Here is a 19,719-nt window from a genome sequence, read left to right on the forward strand (position 1 = left end):
CGTGTTGGGACCGACCGCACCGACCTCCAGCGGGGAGGGAACTGGAAGCGGCGCCCGCAAGGGGATGGACGCAGATGACCGGGCAACTCAGGTTGGACGACCACCTTCAACGGTATTCCGAGACGGCGCCGCATGCGCTGGCCGTGGCAGCCGCAGTCGATGCCATCGCGGCGGCGGCGATCGAGATCGCCGACCTCATCGCCACCGGCGATTCCGCGGACGCATCGGGCCTGACCACCGGCCGCAACAGCGACGGCGATCTCCAGCGCGACCTCGACCTCCAGGCCGATGCGATCCTGCGCCGCTGTCTCAGCAGACTGCCGATCGCGGCGCTCGCGTCGGAGGAGATGCGCGAGCCGCAAATCGGCGACCGCGAGGCAAAAATCTGCGTCGCGATCGATCCGCTCGACGGCTCCTCCAACATCGACATCAACATGACCGTCGGCACGATCTTCTCGATCCTGCCTGCCCCGGATGACCTGGCTCTCGCCTTCCATCAGCGCGGCTCGGCGCAGCTTGCCGCGGGGTTCGTCACCTATGGGCCGCAGACCTCACTGGTGCTGACGCTCGGCGACGGCGTCGACATCTTCACGCTCGACCGCAGGGCGGGCTGCTTCCGCCTCGCGCGCAGCGCCGTGCAGATCTCCGAGACGTGCGAAGAATTCGCGATCAATGCGTCGAACCGCCGCCACTGGGATACGCCGGTCCGCGCCTTCGTCGACGAATGTCTTGCCGGCGTCGAAGGGCCCGCCAACCACAATTTCAACATGCGCTGGATCGGCTCGCTGGTTGCGGAGGCCTACCGAATACTCACCCGCGGCGGCGTGTTCCTCTATCCCTCGGACGCGCGCCCCGGCTATGGCGACGGCCGCTTGCGCCTCACCTACGAGGCGCACCCGATGGCCATGATCATCGAACAGGCCGGCGGCTCCGCCACGACCGGGCGCGAGCGCATCCTCGAGCTATCGGCGCAGAGCCTGCACCAGCGCGTGCCGCTGATCATGGGCTCGAGCAACGAGGTGCAGCGCGTCGAGGAACTGCATTGCGATCCGCTGCTGGTCGCCAGCATCTCCGCACCGCTGTTCGCGCGGCGCGGCTTCTTCCGGCTGTGAGCGAGGCGACCCATGTCCAGGAAGCATCCGATCATCTCCATCACCGGCTCCTCCGGCGCCGGCACCACCTCGGTCAAGAAGACGTTCGAGCAGATCTTCTTCCGCGAGAAGGTCAACGCCGTCTACATCGAGGGCGACGCCTTCCATCGCTATGATCGTGCCGAGATGCGCACGCAGATGGCGCAGGAGGCCGAACGCGGCAACAAGCATTTCAGCCATTTCAGCCCCGAGACCAACCTGTTCGAGGAGCTGGAGCGTGCCTTCCGCGACTATGGCGAGACCGGCACCGCGACGACGCGGCACTATGTCCATGATGCCGAGGAGTCCGCACTGCATGGTACGGCGCCCGGGACCTTCACCGAGTGGGAGCGGCTGCCGGAAAATTCGGACCTGTTGTTCTACGAGGGCCTGCACGGCGCCGTCGTCACCGACAAGGTCAATGTCGCGCGCTACGCCGATCTCAAGATCGGCGTCGTGCCGGTCATCAATCTCGAATGGATCCAGAAGCTGCACCGCGACCGCAGCGCCCGCGGCTATTCGACCGAGGCCGTCACCGACACCATCCTGCGGCGGATGCCCGACTACATCCACTACATCTGCCCGCAATTCACCGAGACCGACATCAACTTCCAGCGCGTGCCGACGGTGGACACCTCCAATCCGTTCATCGCGCGCTGGATCCCGACGCCGGACGAATCGATGGTCGTGATCCGCTTCAAGAATCCGCGCGGCATCGACTTCCCCTATCTGCTGTCGATGCTTCCCCACAGCTGGATGTCCCGCGCGAACTCCATCGTGTGTCCAGGCGCGAAGCTCGATCTGGCGATGCAGCTGATCCTGACGCCGCTGATCATGCAGCTGATCGAGCGCAAGCGAAATCTGAAGTGAACAGGGAGAGAATCCGATGAACATCTCCGTCCACGCTGAAGCCGACATCACGGCAGTCGCGCACAACGATCTCGCCAATGCCGTCCGCTTCCTCGCGGTCGATGCGATCGAGACCTCGCAGTCCGGCCATCCCGGCCTGCCCATGGGCATGGCCGACGTCGCAACCGTGCTGTTCTCGCGGTTCCTGAAATTCGACTCGGCTCACCCGAATTGGCCGGATCGCGACCGCTTCGTGCTGTCGGCGGGCCACGGTTCGATGCTGCTCTATGCGCTGCTGCATCTCACCGGCGGCGACGTCAGCCTGGACGACATCAAGGCGTTCCGGCAGTGGGGCTCGAAGACGCCGGGGCATCCGGAATACGGCCACACGCCGGGTGTCGAGACCACGACCGGGCCGCTGGGGCAGGGGATTGCGACCGCTGTCGGCATGGCGCTCGCCGAGCGCATGGCCAATGCACGGCACGGCGACGGCCTGGTCGATCACTTCACCTATGTGATCGCGGGCGACGGCTGCCTGATGGAAGGCATCAGCCAGGAGGCGATCTCGCTCGCCGGTCATCTCCAGCTCGGCCGTTTGATTGTGCTGTTCGACGACAACGGCATCTCCATCGACGGGCCGACCTCGCTGGCCACTTCCGATGATCAGCTCGCGCGCTTTGCGGCGTCCGGCTGGTCGGTCCGCCGTGTCGACGGCCATGACCCCGAAGCGGTTGCGCAGGCGATTGCCGAAGAGCGTGAGAGCACAAGACCGTCGCTGATCGCCTGCCGTACCATCATCGGCTATGGCGCGCCGGACCGTCAGGGCACCGAGAAGGCGCATGGTGCGCCGCTCGGCACCGAGCAAACAGCGGCGGCGCGGCGGACGCTCGGCTGGGACTATCAGCCTTTCGTGGTCCCGATCCCGATCCTCAAGGCATGGCGGATGATCGGACAGCGCGGGCAGGTCGAGCGTCTTGCCTGGCTCGACCGCTACGAATGCGCGACGGCCGCGCAGCGCGAGCTGTTCATCGAGGGCAAGGCCGTTGCCCTGCCGGAGGCCTATGCCCAGGCCTCGGCGAAATTGCGCGAGCGCTTTGCCAGCGAGCGTCCGAAGCTGGCGACGCGGCAAGCCTCGCAACAGGTGCTCGACGGCATTGCCGGGACAATTCCCGGACTGGTCGGCGGCTCGGCGGACCTGACGCATTCGAACCTCACGCACGCCAAAGCGCAGACTCCGGTGACGCGTGGGGCGTTCGCCGGCGGCTACATCCACTACGGCATCCGCGAGCACGGCATGGCCGCCGCGATGAATGGCCTCGCGTTGCATGGCGGATTCATCCCCTATGGCGGCACCTTTCTCGCCTTCTCCGACTACAGCCGGCCGGCGATCCGTCTTGCGGCCCTGATGCGGCTGCGCGTCATCCATGTGATGACCCACGACTCCATCGGTCTTGGCGAGGACGGTCCCACGCATCAGCCCGTCGAGCATCTCGCGGCGCTGCGCGTCATCCCGAATCTTCTGGTGTTCCGCCCCGCCGACGCGGTCGAGACGCTGGAAGCCTGGGACTGCGCGCTCGAGGCGGAAGATCGCCCCTCCGTGCTGTGTCTGTCGCGTCAGGCGCTGCCGACATTCCGCAGCGACGTGCGCGGCAGGAACCGTGTCGCGCGCGGCGCCTACCTCATCGTCTCGCCGGACGGCGGTCGCGACGTCACGTTGATGGCGACCGGCTCCGAAGTCTCGATCGCGCTGGAAGCCGCTCGCCTGCTCGCGACGGAACATATCCGCGCCGCCGTGGTCTCCGCGCCATGCTTCGCGCTGTTCGAGGAGCAGCCGGAGGACTACCGCGCCTGTGTGCTCGGCACTGCCCCGCGCGTCGGCATCGAGGCCGCAGTCGCCGGCGATTGGCATCGCTGGATCGGCACTGACGGCGAGTTCGTCGGCATGCGCGGCTTCGGCGCCTCTGCGCCGGCGCCCGTGCTCTACCGCGAATTCGGCATCACGCCGCAAAGCGTTGCCGAAGCCGCCCGGCGGACGATCACCCGCGCCGGCAAGCCATAACAGGAGGAACTTTCGTGGCCCGTATCACCCTTCGTCAGCTGCTCGATCACGCCGCCAACCACGGCTACGCGGTGCCGGCGTTCAACATCAACAACATGGAGCAGGGTATTGCGATCATGCAGGCCGCGGCCGAGGTCGATGCGCCCGTGATCATCCAGGCCTCGCGCGGCGCGCGCAGCTATGCCGGCGATCTCATGCTCTCGCACATGATCGACGCGCTGGAGCGGACCTATCCGGACATTCCGCTCTGCATGCACCAGGACCACGGCAATGACGAGGCGACCTGCGCCTCCGCCATCGCCCACGGCTTCACCTCCGTCATGATGGACGGCTCGCTCAAGGCCGACGCCAAGACCGCCGCCGATTACGACTACAATGTCGACATCACCCGCCGCGTCGTCGATCTCGCGCATTGGGTGGGCGCCTCCGTCGAAGGCGAGCTCGGCGTGCTCGGCTCGCTCGAGCATGGCGGCGGCGAGCAGGAGGACGGCCACGGCGTCGAGGGCAAGGTCAGCCACGACCAGCTCCTCACCGATCCCGACCAAGCCGTCGACTTCGTCCGCGCCACCAAGGTCGATGCGCTCGCGATCGCGATGGGCACGTCCCACGGCGCCTACAAGTTCAGCCGCAAGCCTGATGGCGACATCCTGGCGATGCGGGTGGTCGAGGAGATTCACCGCCGCCTGCCGAATACGCATCTCGTGATGCACGGCTCCTCCTCGGTGCCGCAGCCGCTCCAGGACATGTTCAATCAGTTCGGCGGCGAGATGCCGCAGACCTGGGGCGTGCCGGTGGAGGAGATCGTCCGCGGCATCAAGAGCGGTGTGCGAAAGGTCAACATCGACACCGACTGTCGCCTCGCGATGACCGCGGTGTTCCGCAAGGTCGCCGCGCAAACGCGCTCGGAGTTCGATCCGCGCAAATTCCTCAAGCCTGCGATGGATGCGATGCGCGAGCTCTGCCGCGATCGCTTCGAGCAGTTCGGCACCGCGGGCCACGCCAGCAAGATCAAGGTCATTCCCTTGAGCGAGATGGCGCGGCGCTATCGCGCCGGCGAGCTCGACCCGCGCATCGGCGCCCGCGAGTCGGTCGCCGCCTAATCATTCAGAGAGAGAAGAGCAGGAGAGAGCCATGAATGCACACGCAGGAACCGTCCGGGGCAAAGAGCGCTATCGATCGGGCACGATGGAATACGCGCGCATGGGCTATTGGGAGCCCGACTACACGCCGAAGGACACCGATGTCATCGCGCTGTTCCGCGTGACGCCGCAGGAGGGCGTGGACCCCATCGAGGCGTCAGCGGCGGTTGCCGGCGAATCCTCGACCGCGACCTGGACGGTGGTGTGGACCGATCGCCTGACCGCTGCGGAGAAGTATCGCGCAAAGTGCTACCGTGTCGATCCGGTGCCCGGCACGCCGGGCTCGTACTTCGCCTACATCGCCTACGACCTCGACCTGTTCGAGCCGGGTTCGATCGCCAACCTGTCGGCCTCGATCATCGGCAACGTGTTCGGCTTCAAGCCGCTGAAGGCGCTGCGTCTGGAGGACATGCGCTTCCCGGTCGCCTATGTGAAGACGTTCCAGGGGCCGGCGACCGGCATCGTGGTCGAGCGTGAGCGGCTCGACAAGTTCGGCCGGCCGCTGCTGGGCGCGACGGTGAAGCCGAAGCTCGGCTTGTCCGGGCGCAACTATGGCCGCGTGGTCTACGAGGCGCTCAAGGGCGGGCTCGACTTCACCAAGGACGACGAGAACATCAACTCGCAGCCCTTCATGCATTGGCGTGACCGCTTCCTCTATTGCATGGAGGCCGTGAATCGCGCGCAGGCGGCGTCCGGCGAGGTCAAGGGCACGTACCTAAACATCACCGCGGGGACGATGGAGGACATGTACGAGCGCGCAGAGTTCGCCAAAGAGCTCGGGTCGTGCATCGTCATGATCGATCTCGTGATCGGCTACACCGCGATCCAGTCCATGGCGAAATGGGCACGGCGCAACGACATGATCCTGCATCTGCATCGCGCCGGTCACTCGACCTATACGCGGCAGAAGAGCCACGGCGTGTCGTTCCGCGTCATCGCGAAGTGGATGCGGCTCGCCGGCGTCGACCACATCCACGCCGGCACGGTGGTCGGCAAGCTCGAAGGCGATCCCAACACCACGCGCGGCTATTACGATGTCTGCCGCGAAGACTTCAACCCGACCAAGCTCGAGCATGGCCTGTTCTTCGACCAGTCCTGGGCGAGCCTGAACAAGATGATGCCGGTCGCCTCCGGCGGCATCCATGCCGGCCAGATGCACCAGCTGCTCGATCTCCTAGGCGAGGACGTCGTGCTGCAATTCGGCGGCGGCACCATCGGCCATCCCATGGGCATTGCGGCTGGCGCGATCGCCAACCGCGTGGCGCTCGAGGCGATGATCCTCGCCCGCAACGAGGGGCGCGACTACGTCCATGAAGGTCCCGAGATCCTGGCGAGGGCGGCCGAGACCTGCACCCCGCTAAAGGCCGCGCTCGAGGTCTGGAAGGACGTCAGCTTCAACTATCAATCCACTGATACGCCGGACTTCGTGCCGACCGCGCTCGAAACCGTTTGAGGAGTTTTGACATGAAACTGACCCAGGGCTGCTTCTCGTTCCTGCCTGATCTGACCGACGACCAGATCACCAAGCAGGTGCAGTATTGCCTGGCCAATGGCTGGGCGGTGAATATCGAGTTCACCGACGATCCGCATCCCCGCAACACCTATTGGGAGATGTGGGGCCTGCCGATGTTCGACCTCCAGGACGCCGCCGGCGTGATGATGGAGCTCGCCGAATGCCGCAGGGTTTACGGCGACCGCTACATCCGCATCAGTGGATTCGACTCCAGCCATGGCTGGGAATCGGTGCGGATCTCGTTCCTCGTCAACCGCCCGCCGCAGGAAGCCGAGTTCGACCTGGTGCGGCAGGAGGTGGGCGGACGTGCGATCCGCTACACCACCGTGCGCCGGCCGGCCGCGCACGCGTCGACCTAGTTACTCCTCTCCGCGCGGAGCACTCCCTGCTCCGTTTCCTTGGCGGACCACTGCTTCGCCGCTCCCCCCGCGGCGAAGCTCTTTTCTTCGAGGTGCCGATGCTTGATGTCCCTCATGCGACGACCGCTGAAACCAGCGAGACCAGTTTCGATCTCCGCAAGGAGGCCGAGGCGGCCGGGATCACCGACACGCTGCAACAGCTCGAGCAGGAGCTGATCGGCCTCCGGCCGGTCAAGAACCGCGTGCGCCAGATCGCGTCACTGCTGCTGATCGAGCGCATCCGCCAGCGTGCGGGACTGGCATCGTCGCCACCGACACTGCACATGTCGTTCACCGGTAATCCGGGCACGGGCAAGACCACGGTGGCGCTGCGCATGGCAAAGATCCTGCACGGTCTCGGTTTCGTGCGGCGCGGGCAGGTGATCTCGGTGACGCGCGACGATCTCGTCGGCCAGTATATCGGCCATACCGCGCCGAAGACGAAGGAGATCTTGAAGAAGGCGATGGGCGGCGTGTTGTTCATCGACGAGGCCTATTATCTGCACCGGCCTGACAACGAGCGAGATTACGGCCAGGAGGCGATCGAGATTCTGCTCCAGGTGATGGAGAACCAGCGCGAGGACCTCGTCGTGATCCTCGCCGGCTATGGCGAGCGGATGACGAGCTTCTTTGCCTCCAACCCGGGCTTCCGTTCGCGCATCGCCCATCACATCGACTTCCCGGACTATGCGGAAGCCGAGCTTCTCGTCATCGCCGAGCTGATGCTGAAGGAGCGTGGATACCGCTTCTCGGCGGCGGCGCGCGGGGCCTTTGAAAAATACATCGCGCTGCGCCGGACCCAGCCGTTCTTCTCCAATGCGCGCTCGATCCGCAACGCGGTCGATCGCATCCGCCTGCGGCAGGCCGATCGCCTCGTCTCCGATCTCGACCGCATGCTCGATGTCGCCGATCTCGAAACGATCGATCCGACGGATGTCCTTGCGAGTCGCGTTTTCAGCGGTGGTGCGGACGCGCAGAGGAGTGCGAAGCCATGACGAGAGAAATCCTCATCGCGCCTTCGATCCTGGCCGCCGATTTCGCGCGCCTCGGCGAGGAGATTAGGGCTATTGATGCTGCCGGCGCCGACTGGATCCACTGCGACGTCATGGACGGGCACTTCGTGCCGAACATCAGCTTCGGCGCCGACGTCATCAAGGCGATCCGACCGGCGACGGCGAAGATCTTTGACGTGCATCTGATGATCGCGCCGACCGATCCCTACCTGGAGGCGTTCGCAAAGGCAGGCGCCGACGTCATCACGGTCCATGCCGAAGCCGGCCCGCATCTGGACCGCTCGCTCCAGGCCATCCGTGCGCTCGGCAAGAAGGCTGGCGTCAGCCTGTGTCCGGCTACACCGGAAGCCGCGATCGAATACGTGCTTGATCGTCTCGACCTCGTGCTGGTGATGACGGTCAATCCCGGCTTCGGCGGCCAGTCCTTCCTCGACTCCCAGATCGAGAAGATCAGGCGCATTCGAAGCATGATCGGCGACCGGCCGATCCGGCTCGAGGTCGATGGCGGCATCACGCGCGACAATGCCGCCGCCGTGGCTGCCGCGGGCGCCGACACCCTCGTGGCAGGATCGGCCGTGTTCCGCGGCAAGAGCAGCGCCGATTATGCGGGCAACATCGCCGCCATCCGCGCTGCTGCGGAGGCCGGCCGGGTTTCGAAGCTGCAACATGGTTCGGCACAGACGATCCGGGCCGGCGAGGCCGCGCTCACCCGGTAGAATACGGCATACAGGCGTGGCAGCGCCGGCGTCGCACTGGTTGTGCCATGGCGTGCCATCCCGTCCGAGGTTCTACAGGGCATGCCGCACAGCGCAGCGGGCCTTCCTCGCGCGAGAGTTCTGCGCAGAAATGCAGGGCAATCTCATCGGGTGGCCGGAATCGATCGAACGGTATCTTGATCTGATCGGCATCTCCGTCGCGCGCCAGCGCTACGCCTGGCCAATGAGTTCCACGTGGAGTTCTCCGATAGGAACCAATGGAGGCCTGCGCGTTTCCCAGACGTTAACCCAGGTTGCGCGGGGCGCCTCGCACGCAGTAAATGTTTTGCATAACCGCCATCGGCCTGACGTAAATCAGGGCAATAAGCTCAGTGAATGCGAGGGAGGGTCTCATGGAGAACGTACGTCGCTACCGGGCGCTGGCGTCTCTCTGTCGTCAGCAGGCGGCCTATCGGCCGCTCCAGAACTGGCAACTCCTTGGCCAAGCCGAACATTTCGAATATCTCGCCGAGATTGCGCTGAAGGCGCATTTCGACGCGTGCAATGCGCAACCCGAGGACGACGCCATCGCCACCGCGCCATTTGAGACCCCTGCTGCGGCCTGAGGGCGTCGGTCCGTTGCGGATCATCTCTCGATCAATGCGACATCAGCGTCGGGACCGTCATGGCTTCCAGCATGGCGCGGGTGACGCCGCCGAGGAAACGTTCCTGCAATCGTGAGTGGCCGTAGCCGCCCATGACCAGGAGATCGAGGCTCTCGTCGGCGGCCAGCGACAGGATGGTCGGCTGGATGTCGGCGCGTGCCGCCGACAGGCTGACCGTGCGGGTCGACAATCCGCGCCGGCCGAGGTGTCTTGCCAGATGGCTTGCCGAGACTTCGTCGGGAACGGCGTCGGCTTCGTTGATCGTGATGATCACGATCTCCTCGGCGCGGGCCAGGAAGGGAGCGGCGTCGCGCATCGCGCGGGCGGCGAGGCGGCTGCCATCCCAGCAGATGCCGATCCGGTTCGCCCTGAATGACCCACGAAAGGTGTAGGGCAGGAACAGCACCGGTCCGCCCGCCTGGAACAGGATCTCGCCGGGCATATCATTGTCGAATGAGCCTTGCGCCGGATCGGGCTGCAGCACGATGCTGAGATCGTGGAGCCGCGCCATCTCGCCGAGCGAGCCGGCTGCGTCCGCCGGGATTGCGCCGAGCGGGTGGCAGGTGCAGGAGATGCCGGCGTTCGTGGCTTCGCTCCGAAATATCGCCAACGCGGCCTCGGCACGCTCCACCGCGCGCTCGCGCTCCATCTCGAACACCGCCGCTACGGCGGCACCGCCATCCAGGACGTAGGCAGTGCTGCTCGCGACGTACCCGACGGCGACCGCGTCGACGTGTGCGTTGAGTCTCGCCGCGAGCGAGATCGAGCCGTCGATCACCGCGCTCATCGGGCGCTCGGTCGGGATGTGGACGAGAATGTCTTTGTACATGGCGCGCCTCCGGTGGACATCATCCAGTGGCCGCAGTCTATCACGGCGCACGGGGCCTGCGTTGAGCCGCATCAAATGTGCAGCCCTGATTTTCGCGGCACCTTTGCCAAGATTTAATCGGACGGACGGGACGCCGTAAGGTGACGATGTCCATGTTGGTTGCAAGGCGACTTACCCAACATGGACATTTCGACATGAACGATCACGTCAATTCCGACACCACCACGTCCCGCAAGATATTGAAGCCGCGCCGGCTTGCGCTGCTGGGCACCGTGGCCGCGCTTGGCGTGGCCGTGCTCGCTGCCTCTCCCGCCTCTTCGCAGTTCGGTCTGAATTCCTTCATCGGGCCGGCCCAGGCGGCGGAAGCCGCCGCGACGCCGCCGGGCTTCGGCGATCTCGTCAGCAAGGTCAAACCCGCCGTCATCTCGGTGCGGGTCAGGATCGACCAGGACAATGACAAGAGCGCGATGCTGCAACAGAACCGGATGGATTCGGACGAGGATTCGCCGTTCGACCAGTTTTCGCGGCAGTTCGGCTTCCGCGGCCCGGGTGGCATGAACGGCATGCCGCGCCAGCGCCACCAGATGATCACGGGCGAGGGTTCCGGCTTCTTCATCTCCGCCGACGGCTATGCCGTGACCAACAACCACGTCGTCGATCACGCCGAGTCGGTACAGGTGACTATGGATGACGGCACGAGCTACACCGCGAAGGTGGTAGGCACCGATCCGAAGACCGATCTCGCGCTGATCAAGGTCGATGGCAAGAGGGACTTTCCGTTCGTCAAATTCTCCGACCAGAAGCCGCGCATCGGCGACTGGGTGGTCGCGGTCGGCAACCCCTTCGGCCTCGGTGGCACCGTGACCGCCGGCATCGTCTCGGCCAATGGTCGCGACATCGGCAACGGTCCCTATGACGACTTCATCCAGATCGACGCGCCGATCAACAAGGGTAATTCCGGCGGTCCGGCCTTCGACATGAACGGCAACGTGATCGGCGTGAACACCGCGATCTTCTCGCCCTCCGGCGGTTCGGTCGGTATCGGCTTCGACATTCCGGCTTCGACCGCGAAGCTCGTCGTCGCGCAGCTGAAGGACAAGGGCTCGGTCACCCGCGGCTGGCTCGGCGTGCAGGTGCAGCCGGTGAGCGCCGAGATCGCCGACAGCCTCGGCCTCAAGGAGGCGCGCGGCGCGATCGTGGACAATCCGCAGGACGGCAGCCCCGCGGCGAAGGCCGGCATCGAGGCGGGCGACGTCATTACCGCCGTCAACGGTACCGCGATCAAGGACTCCCGCGATCTCGCCCGCACCATTGCCACCCTGGCGCCGGGCACCTCCGTGAAGCTCGACGTCTTCCACAAAGGCGCGAGCAAGACGGTGACACTCGCCCTCGGCGAGTTGCCGAACGAGCGGCAGGCCAAGGCCGGCGAGGGCAAGGCGCAGCCGAACACCGGCACGCCGCGCCTCGGTCTCAGCCTGGCGCCGGCCGGCGACGTCCAGGGCGCGGGCCAGAAGGGCGTCGTCGTGACCGAGGTCGATCCGCAGGGACCCGCCGCGCAGCGCGGCATCCAGACCGGCGACGTCATTCTCAACGTCGGCGGCAAGGCCGTTGCCAATGTCGGTGATGTCCGCTCCGAGCTGGCGCAGGCCAAATCATCCGGCAAGAACAGCGTGCTGTTGCAGGTGAAGAGCCAGGAAGCGACGCGGTTCGTCGCGGTGCCGCTGGCCTAAGCCTCGCGCTTCCCGCGGCAAACTCAAAAGGCGGCCTGCGGGCCGCCTTTTTCGTGCGCGTCTGGAAGATTCCCACAGGTGTCGATAACATTCTCGTTAACGGCAGCGTTGATGACGGGTTCGTCCGAAAAAGCCGCGTTCGCTCGTCACAGTTGGGAATCACGTGTTGGGCTTTGGCGTCAATGAAGACGCCCAGGCGAATTGCAGGAGTGGAACTTCGAACGCCCGGCCTTCTTGTGGAACCGGTGGTTCGCATTTGATCGGTGCCGACATGGATCGATTGAAGCTCTCGCTGAGGTGTGCGCTGCTTGTGGCGCCGCTTGTCCTGACGACCGGAAGCGCCTTGGGGCGCGACGATGGCCGCTACGCCAACTCGCCGCTAAAACCCTGGTTCGACAGTTTGCGCAGCCATCTCGGGCCCTGCTGCTCGGATGCAGATGGCTTTGCTGTATCCGACCCCGATTGGGAATCGCACGATGGGCACTATCGCGTGCGGCTCGACGGGCAGTGGGTGGACGTGCCTGATGAGGCCGTCATCACCGAGCCAAACCGGGCTGGCCACACCATGGTGTGGCCGGTGAAGACTGCGTTCGGGATTTCGATCCGCTGCTTCATGCCGGGCAGCATGATCTGACCCGGATCGGCGTTACCGCTTGCTGGACTTGCGCTTCGCGGTCTTCTTCGTTGTCTTGGCCGTCTTCTTGGCTGTCTTCTTCTTGGACGTTTTCCGCTTCGACGCCTTCTTCGGGACCTTCTTGCCCTTCGCGCGCGCTTCCGACAGGCCGATTGCGATCGCCTGCTTGCGACTCTTCACGCGTCCGCCACGACCGCCGGGGCCGCTTTTCGCGGTGCCCTTCTTATAGCGGCGCATCTCGCGCTCGACATCACCGCCGGCGCTGCGTGAGTAGCGGCGCTTCTTTGCCTTGCGTGCCATCGACTCTCTCCCTTGGCCACGGGAAAGAACCGCATCACTGACCCTACGTTCCAAATGCGCTGGCCGCGCTCCTCAGAAGGAGTTCGCCAACTCGATCTCGTCTTCCAGCGCTCGAATGCGGCGCGCAGCCTCAGTCGAGGACAGAGCCCGATCGTATTGGGTGGGCTGATAGGCCTCCTCGCTCAGACGCTTCAGCCTCAGCCCCTGCGCTCTCGTCATCTGTTCCGCGAGGAAAACCCTGGCGTCGTATTTACCCTGAACCTGCATCTGGCCTCTCCGTTCTCAAATCCTGACTTGACTATATGTTCTTATTTTGTTCTAACAAGCCATGGACAACAGAATTAATGAAATTCGACGCAAAATCAGCGCCTTGAGGCTTGAGATGGCCGACATTGAGGTGTCTGTGCGCGACCTCGTCAATCGCGACCGCGACTGCACGGAAAAGGCCCTGGCGCAGATGGATCTGCGCCGGAAAATCAACCTGCTGATCGGCGAATGGAAGGCGGCCGGTGGCGGCGATGTCCTGCCTGACGTCCGCGAGCGGGTACGCCTTCGTCCTGCAACGACATCCGGCAGTCCGCTGCGCGTGATCGCGCGCCGCTGAGAATTTTGGGAGCGTGCGGTGGACGAAGACCCGGACACGTACCGGATTCTAAAGCTGCGCGCCGAAATTCTCGAACTCGGCTCCGCCATCCGGCAATTGCAGCGCGAGGGTCTCGACGATGCCGCAGCCCAACTCCTGATCGCACGCAAACGTGCACAGCTCGAGCATCTCGTGAAGGCGAATGCCGCGGGACGGCCGCTTTAGCGATCTGACGCTGGAAGGATTCCCAATCCAGCTCCAAGCTCCAGCTCCAAAGCGAAAGGCCCCGCGTCGCCGCGAGGCCTTTGATGGTCGGCCGGAGCTCACTTGGTGTTGCTCATGCCGCCCTTGTTGTTCGTCATGGTGCCGCCTTGGTCGGAGCCGGGGCCAGAACCACCTTGACCGGAGGGATCAGCGCCCTTGGAGGACTTGGTGTTGGCACCCGTGGTCTGCGACGAGGACATAGCGGATCCATGCTTGGCCTTATGCGACTTGGCCTGCACGGCGAACGGAGCGGCGGCGAGGCCAGTTGCCAACATCACGGTAAGAGCGAGCTTGGTGGTTTTCACGCGCGGGAACTCCCTGAGTTGAATTGACGCAGGCAGCCAACTGCCATTTGCCGCAGGAGTTCCGAACGAAAGCGCCCGGTGCGCGTCACGCGCGCTTCAAAATTCCTTGTCCTCGGCGAGGATGAACATGAGGCCCGTGAGCGTCGCCCCGATCGCGAACGTCGTCACCAGTGTGATGATGAAGACCATGGCGGCCGAATGTCCGCCGTGGTTCAGCAAATTTGCGACTGCCGGATTGAACAGGACGAGGGCGAGCCCGAAGACAAGGCCGAGGGCTGCGCCCATCATCGCATGCGTCATCAGCTTGATGACGCCGGTCGGAGAGATGAGGCTCGGCGACTTTTTCCCGCGCATGGAACCGCCTCGCGGTGTGGCATAAAACGCGCACGACGATTGCGGGTTCCATTGTCATGACGATTTTGTCATTCCCCGCTTCATCCGACGTTCATGGCGGTCTTGCGAGGATGAATGCCATCAACACGGGAACATTCGATATGGGTAAGGTCGTCTTTCTCTATCGCTCGCTGGCCTATCGCAACGCGGCTGCGGATATGCTGCGCAAGGCGCGCAAGCTGCCGCGCGGCGCCGAGCGGAGCGCAGCCCGCCGTTACGCGCGGGCGCTGCGCGAGCTTTCGCAAACGGAAGCCTGGCTGGAAGGACGTGTCGCTGACGAACCGCAGGCGATGCAGAGCATGAGGGTCGCCGCGACGCGCTAGAGCATGATCGGTTCTGAGTGAATCAGGGCCGAAGCTCCAGATTCCTGTCTTTACGCGCGAACCGGAGCCCACTTCGCTCGCAGACGCGCTAGCCTGAGGCCTGCTGAAGGGGTTCGGACGGAGCCGCGTCGAACTTGCTCGCGGCCGACGGCGCTACGGTCTTCCGCGTCAGCGGCACCTCAAGGCGGCACAACAGGCCTTCGGCACGCCAGTTGAATTCCGCCTGTCCGCCGAGTTGCGATTCCACACTGGCAAGCAGGCTCCGCGTGCCGAAGCCACGGGATTTCGGCGTCCTCACCAGCGGGCCGCCGGTTTCGTCCCAGGTCAGTGTGAGGTGGTCGTCCTCGACTTGCCAGCCGATCGCGAGCCGCCCCGACCGCGTCGAGAGCGCGCCATATTTCGCCGAGTTGGTGAAGAGCTCATGCAGCGCCAGCGCCAGCGTCTGCGCTGTCGCCGGCGCCAGCTGAACTTCCGGACCGGCCAGCTTGATCTGGCCGCCGAGCGAGTAGGGCGCGAGTTCCTCGTCGATCAGCCTCGAGAGTTCGGCGCCCTGCCAGCTCGACAGCGACAGGATCGTGTGCACGCGCGCCAGCGCGTTGATGCGCCCTTCGACGGCGTTGACGTAGGCCTTGACCTCGTCGGCGCGGGTGAGGCGCACGATCGATTGCGCCAGCGCCAGCGCGTTCTTGGCGCGATGATCCACCTCGCGCGCGAGCAGGTTTTGTCTCTCTTCCGCGCGTTTGCGTTCGGTGATGTCCACGGTGACGCCGCTCACGCGCACCACGCGGCCGCCCTGGTCCACCGTCGCGGCCGCCGTGCCGACGCACCAGCGCACCTCGCCATCGGGCCGGCTGACGCGAAACTCGCCTTCATAGGCGTGCGCGCCGGTGTTGAACGCGGCAATCGCCTGGCTGAACTGGTCGACGTCATCAGGGTGCAGCAGCGCCTGGATATTGGCTGAGGTGACATTGAAGGTCTCCGGCGTCACGCCGAAGATGCGGTACTGGCCTTCGTCCCACATCCAGTCGCCGTTGACCCAGTCCCAGTCCCAGGATCCCATCTTGCCGGCGGCAATCGCCATGCTGCGCCGCTCTTCGCTCTCGCGCAGCTTTGCGGTGGAATTCTCCAGCTCGGCCGTGCGCGCGCGAACGCGGTCCTCGAGCTCCCGGTTCAGCCGTTCGAGCTCGCGCGTCTTGCGGTAGAGTTCGGCGAACACCTTGATCTTGGCGCGCAGCACCTCCGGCACCACAGGCACCGGCACGTAATCGACCGCGCCCATCTCGTAGCCGCGCAAACGGTCGATGTCGCTCACCTGAATGGCCGAGATGAAGATCATCGCGGTCTTCTGGAAGCGCGGATGCTCCCGGATCATCGCGGCCAGCTCGAATCCGTCGAGCTCGGGCATGCAGACGTCGACCAGGATCACCGCGATCTCGGTCTTGAGGAGCACCTCCAGCGCCTCGCGGCCCGATGATGCGATCACGAGGTTCTCGCCGAGTTCCTTCAGGATCACCTCGTAGGCGAGCAGCTTGGCCGGCTGGTCGTCGACGAGGAGGATGTTGACCTTTTCGTGGTCCATTCGCGGATCCAAACTCAGCGGTGCAGCCACATGCGGATTGCAAGCAGCAATTGATCGGTGTTGACGGGTTTGGCGAGGTAGTCGGACGCACCGGCTTCCAGGCATTTCTCACGGTCGCCCTTCATCGCCTTGGCTGTCAGCGCGATGATCGGAAGGCGGGCGAAGGCCGGATTTTCGCGAATGACGCCGATGGTCTGATAGCCATCCATCTGCGGCATCATGATGTCCATCAGCACGATGGCGATCTCCGGATTGGATTCGACCAGCGTTACCGCCTCGCGGCCGGTCGTGGCCGTCAGCACCTTCATGCCCCGCCGCTCCAAGACGCTCGACAGCGCGAAGATGTTGCGGGCGTCGTCGTCGACGAGCAGGGCGGTCTTGCCGATCAGGTCTTCGTCGGAACTGTTCAGCTTCTCCAGCATGCGCTGCTTCTCGACCGGCAGTTCCGTGATCACGCGATGCAGGAACAAGGCGGTCTCGTCGAGCAGGCGCTCCGGCGATTCCACGCCCTTGACCACGATGCTGCGCGCCATGGTGTGGAGTTCCGCATCTTCCTCCGCCGAGAGCTCGCGGCCGGTGAAGACCACCACCGGAACGTTCGACAGGCTCTCGTCGTTGCGGATCTGGTCCAGCACCTCGAAGCCGCTCATGTCGGGCAGCCGCAGGTCGAGCACCACGCAATCGCAGGGTGCCTCGCGCAGCGTCGAGAGCGCGCCGGCGCCGGTATCCGTCGTCACGATCTCGATGTCGTCGTGATGCAGCAGCTCGCGGATCGAGAGCTGCTCGGCCTCGTTGTCCTCGACGATCAGGAGCCGCTTGCGCCGCGGCCGTGCATATTCCTTGATCTGCGTCAGCGCGGCTGAGACGCCCTCGGTCGTGGTCGGCTTGTTGACGAAGGAGAAGGCGCCACGGGCCAGCGCATGTTGCCGGTCCTCGTCGAGCGTGATGATCTGCACGGGGATGTGGCGGGTCAGCGGATTGTGCTTGAGCTGGCTCAGCACCGTCCAGCCCAGCATATCAGGCAGGAACACGTCGAGCGAAACGGCCCGCGGCTGGTACTGCTTCGCAAGCTCCAGCGCCTCCGCGCCGCGCGCGGCGACCAGAACCTTGAAGCCCTTGTCGCGGGCGAGATCGACCAGCACGCGCGCATAATGCGGATCGTCCTCGACGATGAGCAGGATGGTGTCACCGGGCTCGAGATTGAGCCGGTCGTCGGCAATCTGCTCGATGACGCGCTGCTGTTCGGGTGCAGCCGCTTGCAACGCCGGTGGCTGACTGTACTGCTGCGGCGCGGGCGCACGCGGCGCGAGCGTCGGGCCGGAATATTTCAGCGGCAGATAGAGCGTGAAGGACGAGCCCTTGCCGGGCGCGCTGCGCAGATGGATCTCGCCGCCGAGCAGGCTTGCGAGCTCGCGGCTGATGGCAAGTCCGAGACCGGTGCCGCCATATTTGCGGCTGGTGCCGGCGTCCGCCTGCTGGAATGCCTCGAAGATCAGCTTCTGCTTCTCGAGGGGAATGCCGATGCCGGTGTCCGTCACTTCGAACGCGATTACCGCCGGCGCGGAGTTCAGCACCGGATGATCCGTGCCCCAGCCGCCGACCGCGGCGACGACCTTCAGGCGCACCTCGCCTTCGGCGGTGAACTTGAAGGCGTTGGAAAGCAGGTTCTTGAGAACCTGCTGCAGGCGCTTGGAGTCGGTGACGATGCTGCGCGCAAGGTTCGGGTCGACGTCGATCTTGAACGACAGGTTGCGGTTTTCCGCCTCGTGCCGGAACGGCCGCCCGACGGTCTCGAGCAGGTTCGCAGTCAGAATCTCCTCGGCGTCGACCGTCACCGTGCCGGATTCGATCTTGGAGAGATCCAGGATGTCGCTGATGAGGTTGAGCAGGTCGGTGCCGGCGCCATGGATGGTGCGGGCGAACTCGACCTGCTTGGCAGAGAGGTTGCCATCCGGATTGTCGGTGAGCTGCTGTCCCAGGATCAGGATCGAGTTCAGCGGTGTGCGCAGCTCGTGGCTCATATTGGCGAGGAATTCGGACTTGTACTTCGAGGTCAGCGCGAGCTCGGTCGCCTTTTCCTCCAGTGCGCGGCGGGCCTGCTCGATTTCCTGGTTCTTGCGCTCGACCTCGACGTTGCGCTCGGCGAGCTGCTGCGCCTTCTGCTCGAGCTGGTCGTTGGTCTGCTGCAATTCGCGCTGCTGGGTCTGAAGCTCGCCGGCGAGCTGCTGCGACTGCTTGAGCAGGCCTTCGGTCTGCATCGTCGCCTCGATCGAGTTGAGCACGATGCCGATGGAGTCGGTAAGCTGCTCGAGGAATGTCATCTGCGAGGTCGTGAACGAGGTCAGCGAGGCGAGCTCGATCACCGCCTTGACCTGGCCTTCGAACAGCACCGGCAGCACGACGAGGTTCTTTGGCGCGACGCGGAACAGCGCCGAGTTGATCGGCACCACGTCGGGCGGAATATCGGCGATGACGCGCGGCCGTCTGTCGAGGGCGCATTGGCCGATCAGGCCGTCGCCGAGCGGGAGCACGCGCTGATAGGGATAGACGCCGTCGCCGGCATAGGAGGCGAGCAGCAGGAGCCGCGGACTATCCTCGTTCTCGACCTGGTAGATCACGCCGGTATGGGCGTTCACCAGGGGCGACAATTCGGTCAGCAGCAACCGGCCGACGGTGGTGAGATCGCGCTGGCCCTGGAGCATGTTGGTGAATTTAGCGAGGTTGGTCTTCAGCCAGTCCTGCTCGGTGTTCACGTCCGTCGTGAGACGGAGGTTCGTGATCATGGTGTTGATGTTGTCTTTCAGCTCGGCGACTTCGCCGCGGGCGTCGACCTGGATTGACCGCGTCAGGTCGCCCTTGGTCACGGCGGTCGCGACTTCCGCGATCGCGCGCACCTGCGAGGTGAGGTTGGCCGCGAGCAGGTTGACGTTGCCGGTGAGATCCTTCCAGGTGCCGGCGGCACCGGGCACGTCGGCCTGGCCGCCCAGCCGTCCCTCGACGCCGACCTCGCGCGCCACCGACGTCACCTGATCGGCGAAGGTCGCGAGCGTCTCGGTCATGTTGTTGATGGTGTCGGCGAGCGCCGCGACCTCGCCCTTGGATTTCACGGTGAGATTTTGTTTCAAATCACCGTTCGCAACCGCGGTCACCACCTTGACGATGCCGCGGACCTGCTCGGTCAGGTTCGCCGCCATGAAGTTGACGGTGTCGGTGAGGTCCTTCCAGGTGCCGGCCACACCGGGCACCTGGGCCTGGCCGCCGAGCTCGCCTTCGGTGCCGACTTCACGCGCGACGCGGGTGACTTCGCCGGCAAACGCG

Annotated in this window: 21 protein-coding genes; 14 read left to right on the forward strand and 7 right to left on the reverse strand. The window is 64.9% G+C overall.

What is annotated here, in order from left to right:
* Positions 1-74: 74 nt before the first annotated feature.
* From AC0L3X_RS06155 to AC0L3X_RS06195, 9 genes are all read left to right on the forward strand, one after another.
* Positions 75-1,112, forward strand: coding sequence for a class 1 fructose-bisphosphatase (locus AC0L3X_RS06155; RefSeq protein WP_063984966.1), 1,038 nt, complete (start codon positions 75-77; stop codon positions 1,110-1,112).
* A 12-nt stretch (positions 1,113-1,124) separates the two neighbouring features.
* Positions 1,125-2,000 carry a phosphoribulokinase gene (locus AC0L3X_RS06160; protein ID WP_063984965.1) on the forward strand — a complete coding sequence of 292 codons (876 nt, stop codon included), beginning with the start codon at positions 1,125-1,127 and terminating at the stop codon, positions 1,998-2,000.
* A 16-nt stretch (positions 2,001-2,016) separates the two neighbouring features.
* Complete coding sequence (gene tkt / locus AC0L3X_RS06165) at positions 2,017-4,038, forward strand: transketolase (protein ID WP_063984964.1); 2,022 nt, start codon at positions 2,017-2,019, stop codon at positions 4,036-4,038.
* 14 nt (positions 4,039-4,052) lie between these two features.
* On the forward strand, positions 4,053-5,138 hold the full coding sequence (gene fba, locus AC0L3X_RS06170) for a class II fructose-bisphosphate aldolase (protein ID WP_063984963.1): 1,086 nt from the start codon (positions 4,053-4,055) through the stop codon (positions 5,136-5,138).
* Positions 5,139-5,169: 31 nt separating this feature from the next.
* Positions 5,170-6,630: a form I ribulose bisphosphate carboxylase large subunit gene (locus tag AC0L3X_RS06175; RefSeq protein ID WP_063984962.1), complete on the forward strand. Its 1,461-nt coding sequence runs from the start codon at positions 5,170-5,172 to the stop codon at positions 6,628-6,630.
* 11 nt (positions 6,631-6,641) lie between these two features.
* A complete protein-coding gene (locus AC0L3X_RS06180; protein WP_063984961.1) occupies positions 6,642-7,049 on the forward strand; it encodes a ribulose bisphosphate carboxylase small subunit in 408 nt (135 codons plus the stop codon).
* Between the two features lie 98 nt (positions 7,050-7,147).
* Complete coding sequence (gene cbbX / locus AC0L3X_RS06185) at positions 7,148-8,083, forward strand: CbbX protein (protein WP_063984960.1); 936 nt, start codon at positions 7,148-7,150, stop codon at positions 8,081-8,083.
* Complete coding sequence (gene rpe, locus AC0L3X_RS06190) at positions 8,080-8,817, forward strand: ribulose-phosphate 3-epimerase (protein WP_063984959.1); 738 nt, start codon at positions 8,080-8,082, stop codon at positions 8,815-8,817. Before cbbX ends, rpe begins: the two co-directional genes overlap by 4 nt.
* A 392-nt stretch (positions 8,818-9,209) precedes the next feature.
* A complete protein-coding gene (locus AC0L3X_RS06195; protein WP_028148245.1) occupies positions 9,210-9,422 on the forward strand; it encodes a hypothetical protein in 213 nt (70 codons plus the stop codon).
* 31 nt (positions 9,423-9,453) lie between these two features.
* Here the strand turns inward: AC0L3X_RS06195 and AC0L3X_RS06200 are convergent, their stop codons facing one another.
* Positions 9,454-10,290 (reverse strand): universal stress protein, encoded by an 837-nt coding sequence (locus AC0L3X_RS06200; protein ID WP_063984958.1) that lies wholly within the window; start codon positions 10,288-10,290, stop codon positions 9,454-9,456.
* A 194-nt stretch (positions 10,291-10,484) separates the two neighbouring features.
* Between AC0L3X_RS06200 and AC0L3X_RS06205 the strand changes: the two genes are divergently transcribed.
* Together AC0L3X_RS06205 and AC0L3X_RS06210 are read left to right on the forward strand one after the other, a co-directional pair.
* On the forward strand, positions 10,485-12,020 hold the full coding sequence (locus tag AC0L3X_RS06205) for a Do family serine endopeptidase (protein ID WP_063984957.1): 1,536 nt from the start codon (positions 10,485-10,487) through the stop codon (positions 12,018-12,020).
* A 271-nt stretch (positions 12,021-12,291) separates the two neighbouring features.
* Entirely contained in the window at positions 12,292-12,654 is a 363-nt protein-coding gene (locus AC0L3X_RS06210; protein ID WP_028148242.1) for a hypothetical protein, read from the forward strand.
* A 12-nt stretch (positions 12,655-12,666) separates the two neighbouring features.
* Here the strand turns inward: AC0L3X_RS06210 and AC0L3X_RS06215 are convergent, their stop codons facing one another.
* Positions 12,667-12,954: a DUF6496 domain-containing protein gene (locus AC0L3X_RS06215; protein ID WP_063984956.1), complete on the reverse strand. Its 288-nt coding sequence runs from the start codon at positions 12,952-12,954 to the stop codon at positions 12,667-12,669.
* 72 nt (positions 12,955-13,026) lie between these two features.
* Positions 13,027-13,221: a DUF3072 domain-containing protein gene (locus AC0L3X_RS06220; protein ID WP_063984955.1), complete on the reverse strand. Its 195-nt coding sequence runs from the start codon at positions 13,219-13,221 to the stop codon at positions 13,027-13,029.
* 115 nt (positions 13,222-13,336) lie between these two features.
* On the opposite strand from AC0L3X_RS06220, the gene AC0L3X_RS06225 reads away from it, so the two are divergent.
* Together AC0L3X_RS06225 and AC0L3X_RS06230 are read left to right on the forward strand one after the other, a co-directional pair.
* Positions 13,337-13,558, forward strand: a complete 222-nt coding sequence (locus tag AC0L3X_RS06225) for a hypothetical protein (RefSeq protein WP_063984954.1) — start codon at positions 13,337-13,339, stop codon at positions 13,556-13,558.
* An 18-nt stretch (positions 13,559-13,576) separates the two neighbouring features.
* The gene (locus tag AC0L3X_RS06230) at positions 13,577-13,762 is read left to right on the forward strand and encodes a hypothetical protein (RefSeq protein WP_084795247.1); all 186 of its coding nucleotides are present in this window, start codon (positions 13,577-13,579) and stop codon (positions 13,760-13,762) included.
* Positions 13,763-13,860: 98 nt separating this feature from the next.
* Here AC0L3X_RS06230 and AC0L3X_RS06235 read toward each other — a convergent pair whose 3' ends face one another.
* Together AC0L3X_RS06235 and AC0L3X_RS06240 are read right to left on the reverse strand one after the other, a co-directional pair.
* On the reverse strand, positions 13,861-14,106 hold the full coding sequence (locus tag AC0L3X_RS06235) for a hypothetical protein (RefSeq protein ID WP_063984953.1): 246 nt from the start codon (positions 14,104-14,106) through the stop codon (positions 13,861-13,863).
* A gap of 96 nt (positions 14,107-14,202) precedes the next feature.
* The gene (locus AC0L3X_RS06240; RefSeq protein WP_063984952.1) at positions 14,203-14,460 is read right to left on the reverse strand and encodes a hypothetical protein; all 258 of its coding nucleotides are present in this window, start codon (positions 14,458-14,460) and stop codon (positions 14,203-14,205) included.
* Positions 14,461-14,600: 140 nt separating this feature from the next.
* Between AC0L3X_RS06240 and AC0L3X_RS06245 the strand changes: the two genes are divergently transcribed.
* Entirely contained in the window at positions 14,601-14,822 is a 222-nt protein-coding gene (locus AC0L3X_RS06245; protein ID WP_063986599.1) for a hypothetical protein, read from the forward strand.
* Between the two features lie 88 nt (positions 14,823-14,910).
* On the opposite strand, the gene AC0L3X_RS06250 is transcribed toward AC0L3X_RS06245, so the two are convergent.
* Together AC0L3X_RS06250 and AC0L3X_RS06255 are read right to left on the reverse strand one after the other, a co-directional pair.
* Positions 14,911-16,401 carry an HWE histidine kinase domain-containing protein gene (locus tag AC0L3X_RS06250; RefSeq protein ID WP_063986598.1) on the reverse strand — a complete coding sequence of 497 codons (1,491 nt, stop codon included), beginning with the start codon at positions 16,399-16,401 and terminating at the stop codon, positions 14,911-14,913.
* A 14-nt stretch (positions 16,402-16,415) separates the two neighbouring features.
* A partial coding sequence (locus AC0L3X_RS06255) for a response regulator (RefSeq protein ID WP_473316309.1) occupies positions 16,416-19,719 on the reverse strand: 3,304 nt, incomplete at its 5' end.

The organism is Bradyrhizobium sp. MI1.7 (genome assembly GCF_055811795.1).

Bases quoted from the DNA above. Each gene is read 5' to 3' on its own strand.
- AC0L3X_RS06155 (WP_063984966.1), top strand. From the start codon at position 75: ATGACCGGGCAACTCAGGTTGGACGACCACCTTCAACGGTATTCCGAG.
- AC0L3X_RS06160 (WP_063984965.1), top strand. From the start codon at position 1,125: ATGTCCAGGAAGCATCCGATCATCTCCATCACCGGCTCCTCCGGCGCC.
- tkt (WP_063984964.1), top strand. From the start codon at position 2,017: ATGAACATCTCCGTCCACGCTGAAGCCGACATCACGGCAGTCGCGCAC.
- AC0L3X_RS06175 (WP_063984962.1), top strand. From the start codon at position 5,170: ATGAATGCACACGCAGGAACCGTCCGGGGCAAAGAGCGCTATCGATCG.
- AC0L3X_RS06180 (WP_063984961.1), top strand. From the start codon at position 6,642: ATGAAACTGACCCAGGGCTGCTTCTCGTTCCTGCCTGATCTGACCGAC.
- cbbX (WP_063984960.1), top strand. From the start codon at position 7,148: ATGCTTGATGTCCCTCATGCGACGACCGCTGAAACCAGCGAGACCAGT.
- rpe (WP_063984959.1), top strand. From the start codon at position 8,080: ATGACGAGAGAAATCCTCATCGCGCCTTCGATCCTGGCCGCCGATTTC.
- AC0L3X_RS06195 (WP_028148245.1), top strand. From the start codon at position 9,210: ATGGAGAACGTACGTCGCTACCGGGCGCTGGCGTCTCTCTGTCGTCAG.
- AC0L3X_RS06200 (WP_063984958.1), bottom strand. From the start codon at position 10,290: ATGTACAAAGACATTCTCGTCCACATCCCGACCGAGCGCCCGATGAGC.
- AC0L3X_RS06205 (WP_063984957.1), top strand. From the start codon at position 10,485: ATGAACGATCACGTCAATTCCGACACCACCACGTCCCGCAAGATATTG.
- AC0L3X_RS06210 (WP_028148242.1), top strand. From the start codon at position 12,292: ATGGATCGATTGAAGCTCTCGCTGAGGTGTGCGCTGCTTGTGGCGCCG.
- AC0L3X_RS06215 (WP_063984956.1), bottom strand. From the start codon at position 12,954: ATGGCACGCAAGGCAAAGAAGCGCCGCTACTCACGCAGCGCCGGCGGT.
- AC0L3X_RS06220 (WP_063984955.1), bottom strand. From the start codon at position 13,221: ATGCAGGTTCAGGGTAAATACGACGCCAGGGTTTTCCTCGCGGAACAG.
- AC0L3X_RS06225 (WP_063984954.1), top strand. From the start codon at position 13,337: ATGGCCGACATTGAGGTGTCTGTGCGCGACCTCGTCAATCGCGACCGC.
- AC0L3X_RS06240 (WP_063984952.1), bottom strand. From the start codon at position 14,460: ATGCGCGGGAAAAAGTCGCCGAGCCTCATCTCTCCGACCGGCGTCATC.
- AC0L3X_RS06245 (WP_063986599.1), top strand. From the start codon at position 14,601: ATGGGTAAGGTCGTCTTTCTCTATCGCTCGCTGGCCTATCGCAACGCG.
- AC0L3X_RS06250 (WP_063986598.1), bottom strand. From the start codon at position 16,401: ATGGACCACGAAAAGGTCAACATCCTCCTCGTCGACGACCAGCCGGCC.